The sequence below is a fragment of the Blastococcus sp. SYSU D00922 genome, assembly GCF_054050495.1.
The window spans coordinates 1-14,465 of the sequence record NZ_JBJGZL010000005.1 but is presented as its reverse complement, the minus strand read 5'-3'; the positions used below and the strand labels follow the sequence as shown (position 1 = coordinate 14,465).

The following is a 14,465-nucleotide window of genomic DNA, read 5'->3' as shown; positions in this document are numbered from 1 at the left end:
TGCGGCCACCATCCGGCCGTCCCGGTAAGGGCCGTCCTCCGGCGGAACCGTGCTCCCGCTGGTTAGCCTGACCTCCATGCGCGCGCTCGTGGTGGTCAATCCGGCGGCGACCAGCACCAGCTCCAAGATGCGCGACGTGCTGGTCGGCGCCCTCGCCAGCGAGCTGAAGCTCGACGTCGTCGAGACCTCCCACCGCGGGCACGGTCGTGAGCTCGGCGAGCAGGCGGCCGCCGAAGGCATGGACCTCGTGGTCTCGGTCGGCGGCGACGGCACGGTGAACGAGGTCGTCAACGGCCTGCTGTCCAACGGGCCCGGTCCGCACCTGCCGATGCTCGCCGTGGTCCCCGGCGGGTCGACGAACGTCTTCTCCCGGGCGCTGGGGCGTTCGCGCGACCCGGTGGAGGCGACGGCGGAGATCCTCGCGTCGCTCCGGGCGGGCCGCACCCGGCTGGTATCGCTCGGCACGGCGAGCGCGACCGGGACGAGCACGGCACTTGTGCGCGGCACGGCGCCCGACGCCGCCGAGGTGGTGGCCGCCGCCGACGCGGCCGCGCACGACGAGTGGACGACGCCCCGCTACTTCGTCTTCGCGGCCGGGCTGGGCTTCGACGCCGAGGTCATCGCCCGCGTCGAGGCCCGCCGGGCGGCCGGCCGGCGCTCCACCGGCCCGCTGTACGTGAAGGAGGCCACCGCGGCCTTCCTGCTCGGCCGCGAGCGGCGCCGTCCGGCGATGTCCCTGCACCTGCCGGGCGAGCCGGACCTCGACGGGTTGTTCCTCTGCCTGGTCTCCAACGTCAGCCCCTGGACGTACCTGGGCGCCCGCCCGGTGAACCCGTCACCGGAGGCCTCGTTCGACACCGGCCTCGATGTCTTCGCCATGGGCCGCATGGGCCCCCTGCGCATGCTGCACACCCTGCGCCAGACCCTGGCGCGCGAGCCCGACGCGCGCGGTCGTGGCGTGCACCGCCGGCACGACCTGGCGGAGCTGTCGCTGACGGCGTCGCGACCGCAGGGGTGGCAGGTCGACGGCGACCACCTGGGGACGGCGACGGGCCTGCGCGTCCGGCACGTGCCGGCCGCTCTCCGGGTCGTCGCCTGAGCCCGACGGCCGGGCCTCTCACGCACGTCCGGCGGGCGTTGTCAACGCTCCTCAGCGGCGTGTGGTTCCGTCGAGTGGCGGGCCTAGCACGCCCGTGGTGAGCTTGCTCACGAGGGGTCCCACGACGGCCTCGATCTGCTTGACAGGCGTCTTTCTCGTGAAAACATCGCGTGAAGAACGCAACTTGCCGGTAACAAAGCAAGTGAGTCGCTGAGCCAAAGCGCTGGGCAACCGGTGTCGGCCCTGAACCGCGGTCCGAGGCCGGCGACTGAAGTACCGACCGTAGACGACACCGAGGAGTACACCGCCATGGACTGGCGCCACCGCGCGCTCTGCCGGGACGAGGATCCGGAACTGTTCTTCCCCATCGGGACGACCGGTCCGGCCGTCGTGCAGATCGAGCAGGCCAAGGCCGTGTGCCGCCGCTGCCCCGTGGTGCAGTCGTGCCTGGACTGGGCCCTGCGCTCGGGTCAGGACTCCGGCGTCTGGGGTGGGCTCTCCGAGGACGAGCGACGCGCGCTCAAGCGCCGTCAGGCTCGCACCCGGGTGCACACCGCCTGAGCCGGAGCACCACCGGCACCCGGGGGATCTCCCCCGCGGCGCCCCGCACGACCGACAGAACGCCACCGAGGCCGGTCCGGGATCTCCCGGGCCGGCCTTCGTGCTGTGCTGTGCCCATCGCGATCCTCCGGATCGCACCGCGGCCACGTGCCGTCCCCCCGCGCCGCTGAGCCGTTGAGTCGTGCCTGCGCGGACCCCGCCGGGCCCACTCGGCCCGACGGCGCCGGTCACCTCCTGGCCCACTCGGCTCGACGCCGCCGGGCACCTCCTTGCTCGGCTCGGCTAGACGCCTCGGTCGCCTGCCCGCCTACCGCTTGGGCAGGCCGGCTCCGGGCAGGAGGAGCACTGCCTCCGTCCCTGGCTGGTCTGCCGGGGCGCCCATGCGCAGCGTGCCGCCCAGCTCGCTGGTGACCAGCGTTCGGACGATCTGCAGGCCCAGCCCGTCGCTGGCGGCCGGGTCGAAGTCCTCGGGCAGGCCGCGGCCGTTGTCGCGCACCCGCACCACCAGGTCGTCGCCGTCCCGCTCCGCGACCAGCTCGATGCTGCCCGGCTCCCCGTCGGGGAAGGCGTGCTCGGCCGCGTTGTGCAGCAGCTCGGTCACGGCGAGGACCAGCGGCGTCGCCGCGGCCGCCGGCAGCTCCCCGAACGAACCCGTCCGCCGGGTCCGTGCCGCCGGGCCCACCGACGTCAGGTCCCCGAGCATCGGCAGCACCTGGTCGAGGACGTCGTCGACGTCCACGACGTCCTCGCGGCTGCCGGCCAAGGTCTCGTGGACGACGGCGATCGACGCCACCCGCCGCACCGACTCCTCCAGCGCGGCCCGTGCCGCCGGCTCCGTCATGCGCCGGGCCTGGAGCCGCAGCAGGGCGGCGACCGTCTGCAGGTTGTTCTTCACCCGGTGGTGGATCTCCCGGATGGTGGCGTCCTTGGTCAGCAGCGCCCGGTCCCGGCGACGGACGTCGGTGACGTCGCGGACGAGGACCAGCGCACCCGCCTCGGCTCCGGGCGCCTGGAGCGGCAGCGCGCGCACCAGCATCGTGGCCGTGGGGCCCTCGACGTCCACGGGGTCGGGGAACCGCCCGGACACGGCGGCACTGATGCACGCCGCGGCGGCCTCGCCGGCGACCCGGTCGGCCGACGCCAGCCGGGTCAGCTCCGCGAGGTCTGCGCCGACGACGTCCCCCGGGACACCGATGCGCCGGTAGGCCGACAGCGCGTTCGGGCTGGCGTAGGTGGCCCGCCCGGCGGCGTCCAGGCGCACCAGGCCGTCGCCCACCCGCGGGCTCATCTCGGCGTCCTGCAGCTTCTGCGGCGGGAAGGTGCCCGCCGACACCATCAGGCACAGGTCCGCGGCGATGTCGAGGTAGGTCAGCTCCAGCGTCGACGGCGAGCGGGTGACCGCCAGGTTGGTGTCCTTGGCCAGGACCGCCACCACCACGCCGTCGTGGCGGACCGGGATGACCTCGCGACGCCGGGGAGCCGCCCCCGACCAGTCGGGCTCGCCCTCGGTGACCGGCCGGCCCTCCCGGTGCGCGGTCACGAACGGCTCGGCGATCTCCCCGGACACCTCGCTGCCGACCAGGTCCTCCGGCCGGCTCGTGGGCGCGGTGAGGGGCCGCACCTGCGCCACGCACCACCAGGTCCCGCTGGCCAGCGGGACCCACAGCGTGAGATCGGCGAAGGCGAGATCGGCGAGCAGCTGCCAGTCCGCGACCAGGCGGCGGGCGTGCTCGACCTGCGACGGGTGGGACGCCGACCCGCGGGTCAGCCGGTCCGAGAGGCTGCTCATGCGGCGCCTGTGGTGTCCATGGTGGTCCGAGCCTAGACACAGGACCCGCCTACCCCCCGCCGCTCGCAGGCTCGCGACGGGCCCCTGCAGGAGGGCCGCATACGCTGCGCAGGTGGTCCGCCCCGCTCCCGCTCTGTCCGTGCAGCCCGCCCGCCCCGACGAGTTCGAGCGCATCGCCGAGCTGACCGTCGGCGTCTACGTGGACGGCGGGCTGGCGTCCTCCGGGTACACCGCCGAGCTCGCCGACGTCACCGGCCGGTCGACGCGGTCGCAGCTGCTCGTCGTCCGGGACGAGGACGACCGGGTGGTCGGCAGCGTCGCGCTCGTCCTCAGCGGCGACTTCGGCGAGGTGACCGAGTCCGAGGACGAGGCGGCGTTCCGGATGCTCGTCGTCGACCCGCGGTGGCAGGGGCGCGGCATCGGCGAGCTGCTGGTGCGGACCTGCCTGGAGCTCGCCCGGGCAGCCGGGAAGCGGCGGATGGTGCTCTCGACCGGCCCGGCGATGACGGCGGCCCACCGCCTCTACGAACGGCTGGGCTTCCGGCGGCTGCCCGAGCGGGACTGGACTCCGGTCCCCGGCATCGACCTGATGGTCTACGCGCTCGACCTCTGACCCGGGCGGCCGAGCCGCTGGAACCAGGTCGGCACCGCCAGCATGCCGATGACCCCCGGCACGCCGCCCAGCGCCAGCGCCAGCCGCCGCGGGACGCTCCGCTCCGGCAGCAGCAGCCCGCCGCCGGCCACGGCTCCGCCGACGAGTACCGCACCTCCCGAACGGATCCCCAGCCTGACGACGTCGTCGGGCAGGACGCCGCGCCCGGCCCGGCTGGTGAGCACCAGCCAGGCGGCGAGGCCCTCGAAGGCGCCGCTCGCGATCGGCGCCTGCACGGCGAAGCGCACCCAGCCGAGCACGAGCGCCGGGCCCGCGGCGGTCAGCACGGCTGTCGCGGTGAGCCCCAGCAGACGGGTCCGCCGCCCCGGGCTGACCGCCAGGACGACCGGCACCATCAGCGCGGAGCCGACCGAGCCGACGACGTCGTTGGCCGATCCCAGGGACACGGGCAGGACGCGGCGTCGTCCCGCCTCGACCGCGAAGAACGCCGCGAGCAGGAGGTTGGCGGCGTGTCCCGACAGACCGGCCGCCCGGGCCCACGGCGCGGCGCGTCCGAGATCCACGGCACCTCCTCCGTCGGCGGCGTGCGCGCAGCCGACGTTCGCAGCGCCCCTGGCGGTGGTCCAGGGACGGAGGTCCCGCGAGGCTCAGGCGTCGGTGACGGTGGCGATCAGGTCGCCCTCCTGGAGCACCTCGCCCTCGACCACGTGCATCTCCTGCACGACGCCGGCGCGTTCGGTGAGGACGGGGATCTCCATCTTCATCGACTCGAGGATGACCAGGGTGTCGCCGGGCGCCACCGTCGCGCCGGGCTCCACGAGGACCTTCCAGACGCTGGAGACCATCTCCGCGTGGATCTCCTCGACCGCCACCGTGCCTCCTCGTGAGCGTGCACCGAACCCGGCGGTTGCATCCAAGCACGCCGCTCAGGCGCGGGGGACGCTGCTCCCGGCCGCCAGTCGCGCGATGACCGCGCAGACCTCGTCGCCGTCGTGGGGCACGCCGACGTCCGGGAGGGCCGACAGCACCCCCGAGACGGCCCCCGCAGCGGTTGCCGTGCCCGGCCCGCCGGCGCTGACCGTCGCCAGCAGGGCGTCGTACCACCCGTCCAGGCGGTCGCCCGGCTCGTAGCCGCTGACGGCCACGAGGTCGACGTCGTCCGCCGGCGGTCCCGAGTGGATCGGCAGCGTCCCGGTGATCCGCCCCGCCGTCCCCGGAGGGAGCGTCGAGCGCAGCTGCGCGGCCACCGCCGCACGCGGGCCGCGGCCGGCCGGCGCCGGCCCGGCCGCACCACCCGCGCTGCGGAGGGCGAGCTCCACGGCGTCCACCCCGTGGGCCCGCTCGAGGACCGCGATGTCGAGCGAGAAGCCTGCCGCCACCTCGGCCAGCGCGCCGTCCGGGGCGATGCCGACCGTCACCAGCCCCCGCCAGCCCACGTCGGCCAGCCGGCGCGCGGCCTGGGGCAGCTCCAGGGCGCCCCCAGCCCACCCGTCCGGCGTCCAGGAGACGCGGGCGATGCCGGCTGCCCGGTCACGGGCGACCGGCGTCGCGAACCGCAGGCCGTCGGCGGTGACCCAGGCCAGGAAGCCCCGTTCGCTCGCCGGTTCCACGCCGTCCCCGCCCAGGCGCTCGAGGACGTCGGCGTCGGGTCCGACCCACGTCAACCCGGCGTCCACCACCGCCGCGGCCAGGCGGGCGTTGCCGGCCAGCGCCGGGGGCACCGGCAGGACGGCGCGCACGCCGCTGCGCCGGGCCGCCTCGACGATGCGGTCGACCGCGAGGTAGGACTCGGAGGCGGGCGCCGGCCCCAGCAGCACCGCGTCGTCGGCGAGCCGCACGTGGCGCGCGGAACGCTCGGCCTCCGAGTGCACCGCCACGGCCTTCACGCCGAGCCGTGTGCACGCCGAGATCACGGCGCACGCGGCCGGCCCCCGTCCCGCCACCAGCACGCTCTCGATCGCCAGCTGTGCCACCACTGCCCCCTCAGCAACCCCCCGCCCGGCACGCAGCCGGAGCACCCCGTGAGAGGCTTGCAACGTCAGCTTGGCGGTTCCGGCGGCCCCGCGCACGATAGTGACCGGCGTCCCGGCCCGCGAGAACGAGGGGTCTGCAGCCCCACCGGCAGCGAGAGGAGGGCAGCGCGATGTCCAAGCGTGGACGCAAGCGTCGCTCCCGCAAGGGGAACAAGGCCAACCACGGCAAGCGGCCCAACGCCTGAGAGCACGAGAAGCGCCCCACCTCCGCGACTGCGGGAGTGGGGCGCTTCGTCGTTCGGGGGCCGGTTACTCGCCGGTGCGCTCGGCGGTGATCCGCTCGACGCTGACCTGCGTGCCGTCCTCCTCGAACGAGACGCTGGTGAGCTGGATCTTGATCCGCTCGCGGAGACCGGACGGCGGCGCGTCGCCACCGCAGCGGCGGCGGACCAGCGCCTTGAACTCCTGCTCGATGCCGAACTCGCGCAGGCACGGCGAGCAGTCCTCGAGGTGCTCGGCGATCTGCGCCCGGCGCGCGTCACCGGTCTCGTGGTCGAGGAACTCGAACACGTGGGAGAGCACGTCGTCGCACGAGGTGATGTCGATCGGCTCAGCCCCGCCATGGACGTCGTCGGTCATGACTGGCTCGCCTCCTCACCGGCTCCGGCGCGGACGAAGCCGCGCTCGCGGGCGTAATCGGCCAACAGCTTCTGCAGACCCCGGCGGCCGCGGTGCAGTCGCGACATCACCGTGCCTATCGGGGTGCCCATGATCTCCGCGATCTCCTTGTAGGCGAAGCCCTCGACGTCGGCGAGGTACACCGCCAGGCGGAAGTCCTCTGGCAGCTGCTGGAGGGCTTCCTTGATGTCGGAGTCCGGGAGGTGGTCCAGCGCCTCGATCTCGGCCGACCGCAGCCCGCTGGAGGTGTGCTCCTCCGCGGCATAGAGCTGCCAGTCCTGCACCTGCTCGGTGGGGTACTGCTGCGGCTGGCGCTGCTTCTTGCGGTAGCTGTTGATGTAGGTGTTGGTCAGGATCCGGTACAGCCACGCCTTGAGGTTCGTGCCCTCGGCGAACTGGTGGAAGGCCGAGTACGCCTTCACGAAGGTCTCCTGCACCAGGTCCTCGGCGTCGGCGGGGTTGCGGGTCATCCGCAGCGCCGCCGGGTAGAGCTGGTCGAGGAAGGGCAGCGCGTCCCGCTCGAAGCGGGCGTCCCGCTCGGCGCGGGTCTCGGCCACCCCGGCACGGCTGCCGTCGGCCCGGGCCTCGGGCGTCTCGACGGGAACCGTCACCTCGGGAGTCTGATCTGCGGTCTGCTCAGGCACCGACCGTCCTCTCTGGGGCCCCCGGATGCGGGGCGCCGCATCGGTCGATCCTAGCCGCGCGGCGTCGGGACGGCCCGGGGGCCGCCGGTGCGCGGCCCTCGGGCGGGCGCTGGAGACGGTGCTGCTCACGGTTCCTGCAACCGACGCCGGTGGGCACCGATTCCCGGTCGCGTCGGCCTCTCGCGAGACCCTCGCTACGCTGCGGCGCCGTGGCGGCGACCCCTGCGGTGCGAGTGCTCGAGAAGGCCCGGGTGGCGCACACCCTGCACCCCTACGACCCGGAGCACCCGGCCGACCAGGGGCACGGCGAGGCCGCCGTCGCCGCGCTCGGCGCCGATCCGCACCAGGTCTTCAAGACGCTGGTGGCCCGCGTCGACGGCACGCTGACCGTCGCGGTCGTCCCGGTCGCCGGCACCCTCGACCTCAAGGCGCTGGCCGCCGCGGTCGGCGGCCGGAAGGCGGCCATGGCCGAACCATCCGACGCCGAGCGGGCGACCGGCTACGTGCTCGGCGGCATCAGCCCGCTCGGGCAGAAGAAGGCGCTGCCCACGGTGGTCGACGAGTCCGCGCTCGGCTTCCCCACCGTCATGGTGAGCGCCGGCAAGCGCGGCCTGCAGCTGGAGCTGCCGCCCCAGGACCTGGTCGCCCTCACCCGTGCCCGCACCGCACCGATCGGCCGCTGACTCAGCCGTACGGGGTGAGCAGCTGGTCGACCGGCGCAAAGTCGTCGGTGAGCGTCTCGGCGTCCCCGATGAAGCGGTCCAGCTCCGCGCCCTCCGCCAGCTGCCAGTCCGGCTCGCGCTCGGTGAGCCGTCGCTCCAGGGCCTCCACGGGGATGGGTGAGCGCGAGGCCACGGCGACGACGTTCCCGCCGTCCTCCCCCGCCAGGATCGGCGCACGGGCGAGCAGCGCCACGTGCGGGAACACCGCCCGGAGCGTCGCGAGCTCCGCGCGGACGAACGCCAGCGGCGGGTGGTCGATGAGGTTGATGGCGTAGACGCCGTCGTCGGTCAGCGCCCGGTCGACCAGCTCGACTGCCTCGCGGGTGGTCAGCTGCCACGGCACCGACAAGCCGCCGAAGGCGTCGCCGACGACGAGGTCGCGCGAGCCCGCGCGCTCCTCCGCGAGGCCGACTCGGCCGTCGGTGACGCGGACCTGCATCCGGTCGGAGGTCTCCAGCTCCAGCTGCTCGCGGTCGATGGCGACGACCCCGGGGTCGACCTCCAGCACCAGGCTCTCGGTGCCGGGCCGGACCTCCTCCAGGTAGCGCGGCAGGGTCAGCCCTCCCCCGCCGACGTGCAGCGCCGAGAGCGGGTCGCCCTCGTCGCGCAGCACGTCGGTGACCGACGCGATGGCCCGGACGTAGGAGAACTCCAGGTACGTCGGGTCCTCGAGGTCCACGTAGGAGTGCCGCGCCGTGTCGAGGAACAGCACCCGCCCGGACTCGCGCTCGGGATCGGCCTCCACCCGCGCGCAGTGGTAGCCGGTCTCCGTCTCGCAGGGGCTGGGCGCGATCGCGGCGAGACCGCCGCCGGCCACGGCCAGGACGAGCAGCGCGACGGGGACCGACCCCGCGCCGCCCCCTGCCCGGCGCCGGAGGAACACCGCCACCGCAAGCCCGACCAGGACGGTGACCACGCCGGTCGCGACCATGATCACGCTGCTGGGCAGGATCGCGATGAGCACGAAACCGGTGACGAAGGTGGCCGCGATGCCGCCGAGCGTGCCGATGCCCGAGAGCCGGCCCACCACCGCGCCGGTCTCGTCGAGGCTGGCCAGCTGCAGCTTCACCACCATCGGCGGCACCGCCGACAGCAACGCCGCCGGGACGACGACCGCCACCGCCGCGAGCAGCAGGACCGCTCCGGCGTCCGGTCCGCTGAGCAGCGAGCCGGTGAACCGCACGAGCGGCAGGACGGCGATCACCAGCGCGCCGCCGGCCACCATCAGCGGGGCGATCAACCGGCGCGGGTCGGTGCGGTCGGCGACGATGCCGCCGCTCCAGGCCCCGAGGGCGATGGCCGCCAGCGCGTAGCCGATGACGGCGGTGCTGGTCTGCAGCGTGACGCCGACGTACGGGGCGATCAGCCGCAGCCCGACGATCTCCAACACCAGGACGGCACCGGAGCTGAGGAAGGTGACGACGGCCGCGACCCAGCCGGGCAGCGCACCGGAGGGCACCGGACCGGTCGGCGCGGCCTGGTCCGCGGGCGCGGCCACCGTCAGAACAGCGCGGGCTGGTCAGCAGGGGGGCTGACCGACTCCGCACGGGCCAGGAGGTCGCGCCCGTTGTTCGCCACGTTGTTCACCGCGGTGCTCACCGGCCGCAGCTCCAACGCCTCGACCACCTCGATCGGCGTCGGCTCCGTCAGCTCGCCGACGTCCTCCCGGGCCGGATCCAGCCACGAGCCCCAGCGGTCCGGCGGGAGGACGAGCGGCATCCGCTCGTGGATCTCGGTGAGCTCGCCGACGGCCGGCGCGGTGACGATCGTGCAGGTGTAGAGGCGGTCCTCACCGCGCCCCCAGACCTCGTACAACCCGGCGAAGGCGAGCACCGAACCGTCCTGCGGCGTGATGAAGTACGGCTGCTTGGTGGGCGAGTCCAGCCGCTTGGCCCACTCGTACCAGCCGTCGGCCGGCACGAGGCAGCGCCGCGAGGCGGCCGCCTTGCGGAAGGCCGGCTTCTCCGTGAGCGACTCCACGCGGGCGTTGAGCAGCCGGTTGCCGACGGAGGCGTCCTTGGCCCACGACGGGACCAGACCCCAGCGCACCGACCGCAGCTCGCGGTGGCCGGCGCCCGTCGGCGCCCCCTCGGCGTCCCGCTCCTTCTTGTGCCGGACGACGTACACGTCCTTGGTCGGCGCGACGTTGTAGTCGGCCGGCAGCGGCTTCTGGCCCTCGGCGCGGACCGCCTCGAACTCGACGACGAGGTCGTCGGGGCTGCGGCTGGCCGCGTAGCGACCGCACATCGGCGCTTCCTCCCTGCTCGGGCTGTCCTCCCCGAAGCCTAGGTGCGGCCTGCGACAACCCGCCGTGCGTGCGTGCCGGGGCGAGGGGTAGACCTCGTACCGGACGACGTTCCCCAGAGACGAGGACCACGCGCGTGACCGCCACCCAGAACCCCCCGACCGAGCACCCGAAGACCGCCGGCCCCACCGGGGAGCGGCGCTACGCGACGGTGAACCCGTTCACCGGCGAGACGGAGCAGGAGTTCGACTTCACGCCCACCGAGGCGATCGACGGGATCGTCGGGCGGGCGCACGCGGCCTTCCAGGAGTGGCGCACGCGGTCGGTGGAGGACAGGGCGGCCGTCGTGCGCCGCGCCGCCGACCTGATGGACGAGCGGCGGGACGAGCTGGCCGCGCTCGCCACGAAGGAGATGGGCAAGCGCGTCGAGGAAGCCGCCGGCGAGCTGTTCCTGTGCTCGATGATCCTCAAGTACTACGCCGACAACGGCCCGGCGTTCCTGCAGCCCACGCCGATCCAGCCGCTGCTGGGCAAGGGCGAGGCCGTCGTCGAGACGCAGCCGGTGGGTGCGCTGCTGGCGATCGAACCGTGGAACTACCCCTATTACCAGGTGGTCCGCGTGGCCGGCCCGAACCTGGTGCTCGGGAACACGGTGATCCTCAAGCACGCCGAGATCGTGCCGCAGTGCGCGCAGGCGATCGAGCGGCTGTTCACCGACGCCGGCGCCCCCGAGGGCGTCTTCACCAACACGTTCCTGCGGATCGCCGACATCGAGCAGGTGATCGCCGACCCGCGCATCGCGGGCGTGACGCTCACCGGCAGCGAGCGCGCGGGTAGCGCGGTCGGCGCCCTCGCCGGCAAGCACCTGAAGAAGTCGGTGCTGGAGCTCGGCGGCAGCGACCCGTTCATCGTCCTGGACGCCGACGACCTCGGCGCCACGGTCAAGGCGGCCACGACGGGCCGGATGCAGAACACCGGCCAGGCGTGCATCGCCGCGAAGCGGATCATCGTGACCGAGGACGTCTACGAGCCCGTCGTCGCCGGGCTCCAGCAGGCCTGGGCCACCTTCTCCCCCGGCGACCCGTCCGACCCGTCGACGACGCTCGCGCCGCTGTCGTCGGAGCAGGCGGCCAAGGACCTGCACGCGCAGATCCAGGACGCCGTCGAGAAGGGTGCCACCGTGCTGGCCGGTGGCGGCCGCCCCGACCTGCCGGGCGCCTTCGTCGAGCCGACCCTGCTGGCCGACGTCACCCCCGACATGCGGGCCTACCACGAGGAGCTGTTCGGCCCCGCCGCCGTCGTCTACAAGGTCAAGGACGAGGACGAGGCGATCGCCCTGGCCAACGACTCCGTGTACGGCCTGGGCGCCACCGTCATGAGCGGCGACCTCGACCGGGCGCGGGCGGTGGCCGAGCGCATCGAGGCCGGCATGGTCTGGATCAACCAGCCCACCGGCTCCTCCCCCGAGCTCCCCTTCGGCGGGATCAAGCGGTCCGGGTACGGCCGCGAGCTGTCCGAACTGGCGATGTTCGAGTTCGCCAACCGGCGGCTGCTGCGCACGGTGCCGGCCAAGAAGGCCGAGAAGCCGCAGGCCGGCTGAGGCGGGGCCGCGCGGTGCGACGCCGCCGACGGGGCAGGATGTAGGCATGACCCCGGTCTGGACGACGCCGCACCGCACGGCACCCGTCGACGCCGTCGTCAGCCTGCCCGGGTCCAAGTCGATCACCGCGCGGGCCCTGATCCTGGCGGCGATCGCCGACGGGCCCAGCCGCCTCGTGCGGCCGCTGCGCGCCCGCGACACGGATCTGATGGCGGCCGGGCTGCGGTCCCTCGGGGCAGTCGTCGAGGACGACGACGGCGACTGGGTGGTCACCCCGGGACCGCTGCGCGGTCCCGCCGACGTGGACGCCGGCCTGTCCGGCACCGTGCTGCGCTTCCTGCCCCCCGTCGCCGCCCTGGCCACCGGACCGGTCCGGCTGGACGGCGACCCGCGGCTGCGCGACCGCCCCAACGCCGGCCTCCTCGGCGCACTCCGCGATCTCGGCGTCGAGGTTGACGACGGCGGGCGCGGCAAGGCGCCCTTCACCGTGCACGGCGCCGGCCGGGTGCGCGGTGGCGCGGTGACCGTGGACGCGAGCGAGTCCTCGCAGATCGTCTCGGGTCTGCTGATGGCCGCCGCCCGCTTCGACGAGGGGCTCGAGCTCTCCCTCACCGGCGGGGTGCCGTCGATGCCGCACGTCGAGATGACCGTGACGACGCTGCGGGCCCACGGCGTCGAGGTGGCCGCGACGGAGCGGGGATGGCGGGTCTCGCCCGGTCCGATCGCCGCGCGGGACGTCGTCGTCGAACCGGACCTCTCCAACGCGGCTCCCTTCCTCGCCGCCGCGCTGGTGACCGGCGGTCGGGTGACCGTGCGCGACTGGCCGGAGGTCACCACCCAGCCCGGCGCCCAGCTCGACCGGCTGCTCACCGAGATGGGGGCGGACGTGCAGCGGACCCCCGGCGGGCTCCAGGTCACCGGCACGGGCACGATCCGGCCGCTGGTCGCCGATCTGGGCGAGGTCGGGGAGCTGACCCCGGTCCTCGCCGCGCTCTGCGCCCTGGCCGACGGGCCCTCGCGGCTGACCGGTATCGGGCACCTCCGCGGCCACGAGACCGACCGGCTGCAGGCGCTCGACGAGGTGCTGACGGCGGTCGGCGCGCGGGTGGAGCAGCTGCCCGACGGTCTGGTGATCGAGCCCGGCCCGCGGCGGCCCGCACTGCTGGACTCCTACGCCGACCACCGGATGGTCCACGCGGCGGCCGTCCTCGGGCTCGCCATCGAGGGCGTGCGCGCCGGCGACCCGGGCGCCGTCTCCAAGACGCTGCCCGACTTCGTCGACCGCTGGGGCGGGCTGCTGGGCGAGCCCGCGGGAGTGGTCTCCTGAGGCGCGCGAAGGCGACGGGCGAGCGAGCATCGCAGGGAGCGCCAGCGACCGAGGAGCGGAACGAGCCCGGAGCCGAGCCATGAGCCGGAGGCACGACAGCCGCTCGGACGAGGACGACATCCGGGTCCGGCCCAATCGTCGTGGCTCCCGTCCCCGCACCCGGCAGCGGCCGGCCCACGACGACGCCGTCCCCGGGCTGGTGGTGGCGGTGGACCGGGGGCGCATGACCGTGCGCGTGGACGGCCCGGCCGGCGAGCCGGTGGACGTCACCTCGATGCGGGCCCGTGAGCTCGGCAGGCACGGGGTGGTGGTCGGCGACCGGGTGCGCCTCGTCGGCGACACCAGCGGCCGCCCCGACACCCTCGCCCGCATCGTGACGATCGAGGAGCGGACGACCTCGCTGCGCCGGACGGCGGACGACACCGACCCCACCGAACGCGTCGTCGTGGCCAACGCCGACCTGCTGGTCATCGTCACCGCGGTCACCGACCCGGACCCGGCGCTGGGCTTCCTCGACAGGTGCCTCGTCGCCGCCTACGCCGGCGGCCTCGAGCCCCTGCTCTGCCTGACCAAGACCGACCTGGGCAGCCCCCAGCCGCTGCTGGACCGCTACGCGGGGCTGGGCCTCGACGCGGTCGCCCTCTCCCGCGAGGCACCGCTGGAGCCGCTGCTGGACCGGCTGTTCGACCGGATGAGCGTCTTCGTCGGCCAGTCCGGCGTGGGCAAGTCGACGCTGGTGAACCGGCTCGTCCCCGACGCGTTCCGGGCGACCGGTGACGTCAGCAAGATCGGCAAGGGCCGGCACACGTCGTCGTCGGCCGTGCTCTTCGACCTGCCCGGCGGCGGCACCGTGATCGACACCCCGGGGATCCGCTCGTTCGGGCTGGCCCACGTCACCGCCGACGACGTCCTGGCCGCGTTCGAGGACATCGCCGAGGCGGCCACCGAGTGCCCGCCCGGCTGCGGGCACACCGCCGACGACCCCGACTGCGCCCTCGACGCGTGGGCGGCCGCGGGCCCCCCGGTGAGGCAGCAGCAGCTGGCCGCGCTCCGGGTGCTGCTCGGGGCGGTCGGTCAGGTCGGCCCCGGCTACTGAGCCGGCCCGCCACCGTGGGGGGGGGGGGGGGGGGGGGGGGGGGGGGGGGGGGGGGGGGGGGGGGGGGGGGGGGGGGGGGGGGGGGGGGGGGGGGGGGGGGGGGGGGGGGGGGGGGGGG

General features: G+C 74.7%; 16 protein-coding genes. 8 read left to right on the top strand and 8 right to left on the bottom strand.

Annotation, left to right across the window (positions count from 1 at the left end; translation table 11 throughout):
• Positions 1–76 precede the first annotated feature (76 nt).
• Positions 77–1,099 (top strand): diacylglycerol/lipid kinase family protein, encoded by a 1,023-nt coding sequence (locus tag ACI78T_RS09025; RefSeq protein WP_456557757.1) that lies wholly within the window; start codon positions 77–79, stop codon positions 1,097–1,099.
• 309 nt (positions 1,100–1,408) lie between these two features.
• Positions 1,409–1,660 (top strand): WhiB family transcriptional regulator, encoded by a 252-nt coding sequence (locus ACI78T_RS09020; RefSeq protein WP_116452636.1) that lies wholly within the window; start codon positions 1,409–1,411, stop codon positions 1,658–1,660.
• 307 nt (positions 1,661–1,967) lie between these two features.
• Here ACI78T_RS09020 and ACI78T_RS09015 read toward each other — a convergent pair whose 3' ends face one another.
• Positions 1,968–3,449: a sensor histidine kinase gene (locus ACI78T_RS09015; protein WP_456557756.1), complete on the bottom strand. Its 1,482-nt coding sequence runs from the start codon at positions 3,447–3,449 to the stop codon at positions 1,968–1,970.
• 112 nt (positions 3,450–3,561) lie between these two features.
• Between ACI78T_RS09015 and ACI78T_RS09010 the strand changes: the two genes are divergently transcribed.
• Positions 3,562–4,062 carry a GNAT family N-acetyltransferase gene (locus tag ACI78T_RS09010; RefSeq protein ID WP_456557755.1) on the top strand — a complete coding sequence of 167 codons (501 nt, stop codon included), beginning with the start codon at positions 3,562–3,564 and terminating at the stop codon, positions 4,060–4,062.
• Here ACI78T_RS09010 and ACI78T_RS09005 read toward each other — a convergent pair.
• The 3 genes from ACI78T_RS09005 to ACI78T_RS08995 form a co-directional block, all read right to left on the bottom strand.
• Positions 4,044–4,625 carry a hypothetical protein gene (locus tag ACI78T_RS09005; RefSeq protein ID WP_456557754.1) on the bottom strand — a complete coding sequence of 194 codons (582 nt, stop codon included), beginning with the start codon at positions 4,623–4,625 and terminating at the stop codon, positions 4,044–4,046. The two genes, ACI78T_RS09010 and ACI78T_RS09005, sit on opposite strands and share 19 nt — an antisense overlap.
• An 84-nt stretch (positions 4,626–4,709) precedes the next feature.
• Positions 4,710–4,934 carry a biotin/lipoyl-binding carrier protein gene (locus tag ACI78T_RS09000; RefSeq protein WP_116452633.1) on the bottom strand — a complete coding sequence of 75 codons (225 nt, stop codon included), beginning with the start codon at positions 4,932–4,934 and terminating at the stop codon, positions 4,710–4,712.
• Positions 4,935–4,988: 54 nt separating this feature from the next.
• Positions 4,989–6,035, bottom strand: a complete 1,047-nt coding sequence (locus ACI78T_RS08995) for a biotin carboxylase N-terminal domain-containing protein (protein WP_456557753.1) — start codon at positions 6,033–6,035, stop codon at positions 4,989–4,991.
• A 170-nt stretch (positions 6,036–6,205) separates the two neighbouring features.
• Between ACI78T_RS08995 and ACI78T_RS08990 the strand changes: the two genes are divergently transcribed.
• Positions 6,206–6,280: a 50S ribosomal protein bL37 gene (locus tag ACI78T_RS08990; RefSeq protein WP_014377707.1), complete on the top strand. Its 75-nt coding sequence runs from the start codon at positions 6,206–6,208 to the stop codon at positions 6,278–6,280.
• Positions 6,281–6,344: 64 nt separating this feature from the next.
• On the opposite strand, the gene rsrA is transcribed toward ACI78T_RS08990, so the two are convergent.
• Together rsrA and ACI78T_RS08980 are read right to left on the bottom strand one after the other, a co-directional pair.
• Positions 6,345–6,674 carry a mycothiol system anti-sigma-R factor gene (gene rsrA, locus ACI78T_RS08985; protein ID WP_456557752.1) on the bottom strand — a complete coding sequence of 110 codons (330 nt, stop codon included), beginning with the start codon at positions 6,672–6,674 and terminating at the stop codon, positions 6,345–6,347.
• The gene (locus ACI78T_RS08980) at positions 6,671–7,324 is read right to left on the bottom strand and encodes a sigma-70 family RNA polymerase sigma factor (RefSeq protein ID WP_456557751.1); all 654 of its coding nucleotides are present in this window, start codon (positions 7,322–7,324) and stop codon (positions 6,671–6,673) included. Before ACI78T_RS08980 ends, rsrA begins: the two co-directional genes overlap by 4 nt.
• 242 nt (positions 7,325–7,566) lie before the next feature.
• Here ACI78T_RS08980 and ybaK point away from each other — a divergent pair, with 242 nt between their 5' ends.
• Positions 7,567–8,040 (top strand): Cys-tRNA(Pro) deacylase, encoded by a 474-nt coding sequence (ybaK, locus tag ACI78T_RS08975; protein WP_456557750.1) that lies wholly within the window; start codon positions 7,567–7,569, stop codon positions 8,038–8,040.
• Position 8,041: 1 nt separating this feature from the next.
• Here ybaK and ACI78T_RS08970 read toward each other — a convergent pair whose 3' ends face one another.
• Positions 8,042–9,577 (bottom strand): fused MFS/spermidine synthase, encoded by a 1,536-nt coding sequence (locus ACI78T_RS08970; protein WP_456557749.1) that lies wholly within the window; start codon positions 9,575–9,577, stop codon positions 8,042–8,044.
• 2 nt (positions 9,578–9,579) lie between these two features.
• Positions 9,580–10,326: an SOS response-associated peptidase gene (locus ACI78T_RS08965; protein ID WP_456557748.1), complete on the bottom strand. Its 747-nt coding sequence runs from the start codon at positions 10,324–10,326 to the stop codon at positions 9,580–9,582.
• Positions 10,327–10,460: 134 nt separating this feature from the next.
• On the opposite strand from ACI78T_RS08965, the gene ACI78T_RS08960 reads away from it, so the two are divergent.
• The 3 genes from ACI78T_RS08960 to rsgA all read left to right on the top strand — a co-directional run bounded on the left by ACI78T_RS08960 (position 10,461) and on the right by rsgA (position 14,347).
• Positions 10,461–11,924: an NAD-dependent succinate-semialdehyde dehydrogenase gene (locus ACI78T_RS08960; RefSeq protein ID WP_456557747.1), complete on the top strand. Its 1,464-nt coding sequence runs from the start codon at positions 10,461–10,463 to the stop codon at positions 11,922–11,924.
• Positions 11,925–11,970: 46 nt separating this feature from the next.
• Complete coding sequence (gene aroA / locus ACI78T_RS08955; RefSeq protein ID WP_456557746.1) at positions 11,971–13,251, top strand: 3-phosphoshikimate 1-carboxyvinyltransferase; 1,281 nt, start codon at positions 11,971–11,973, stop codon at positions 13,249–13,251.
• 79 nt (positions 13,252–13,330) lie between these two features.
• Positions 13,331–14,347, top strand: a complete 1,017-nt coding sequence (gene rsgA / locus ACI78T_RS08950; RefSeq protein ID WP_456557745.1) for a ribosome small subunit-dependent GTPase A — start codon at positions 13,331–13,333, stop codon at positions 14,345–14,347.
• The last annotated feature ends 118 nt before the right edge of the window (positions 14,348–14,465 follow it).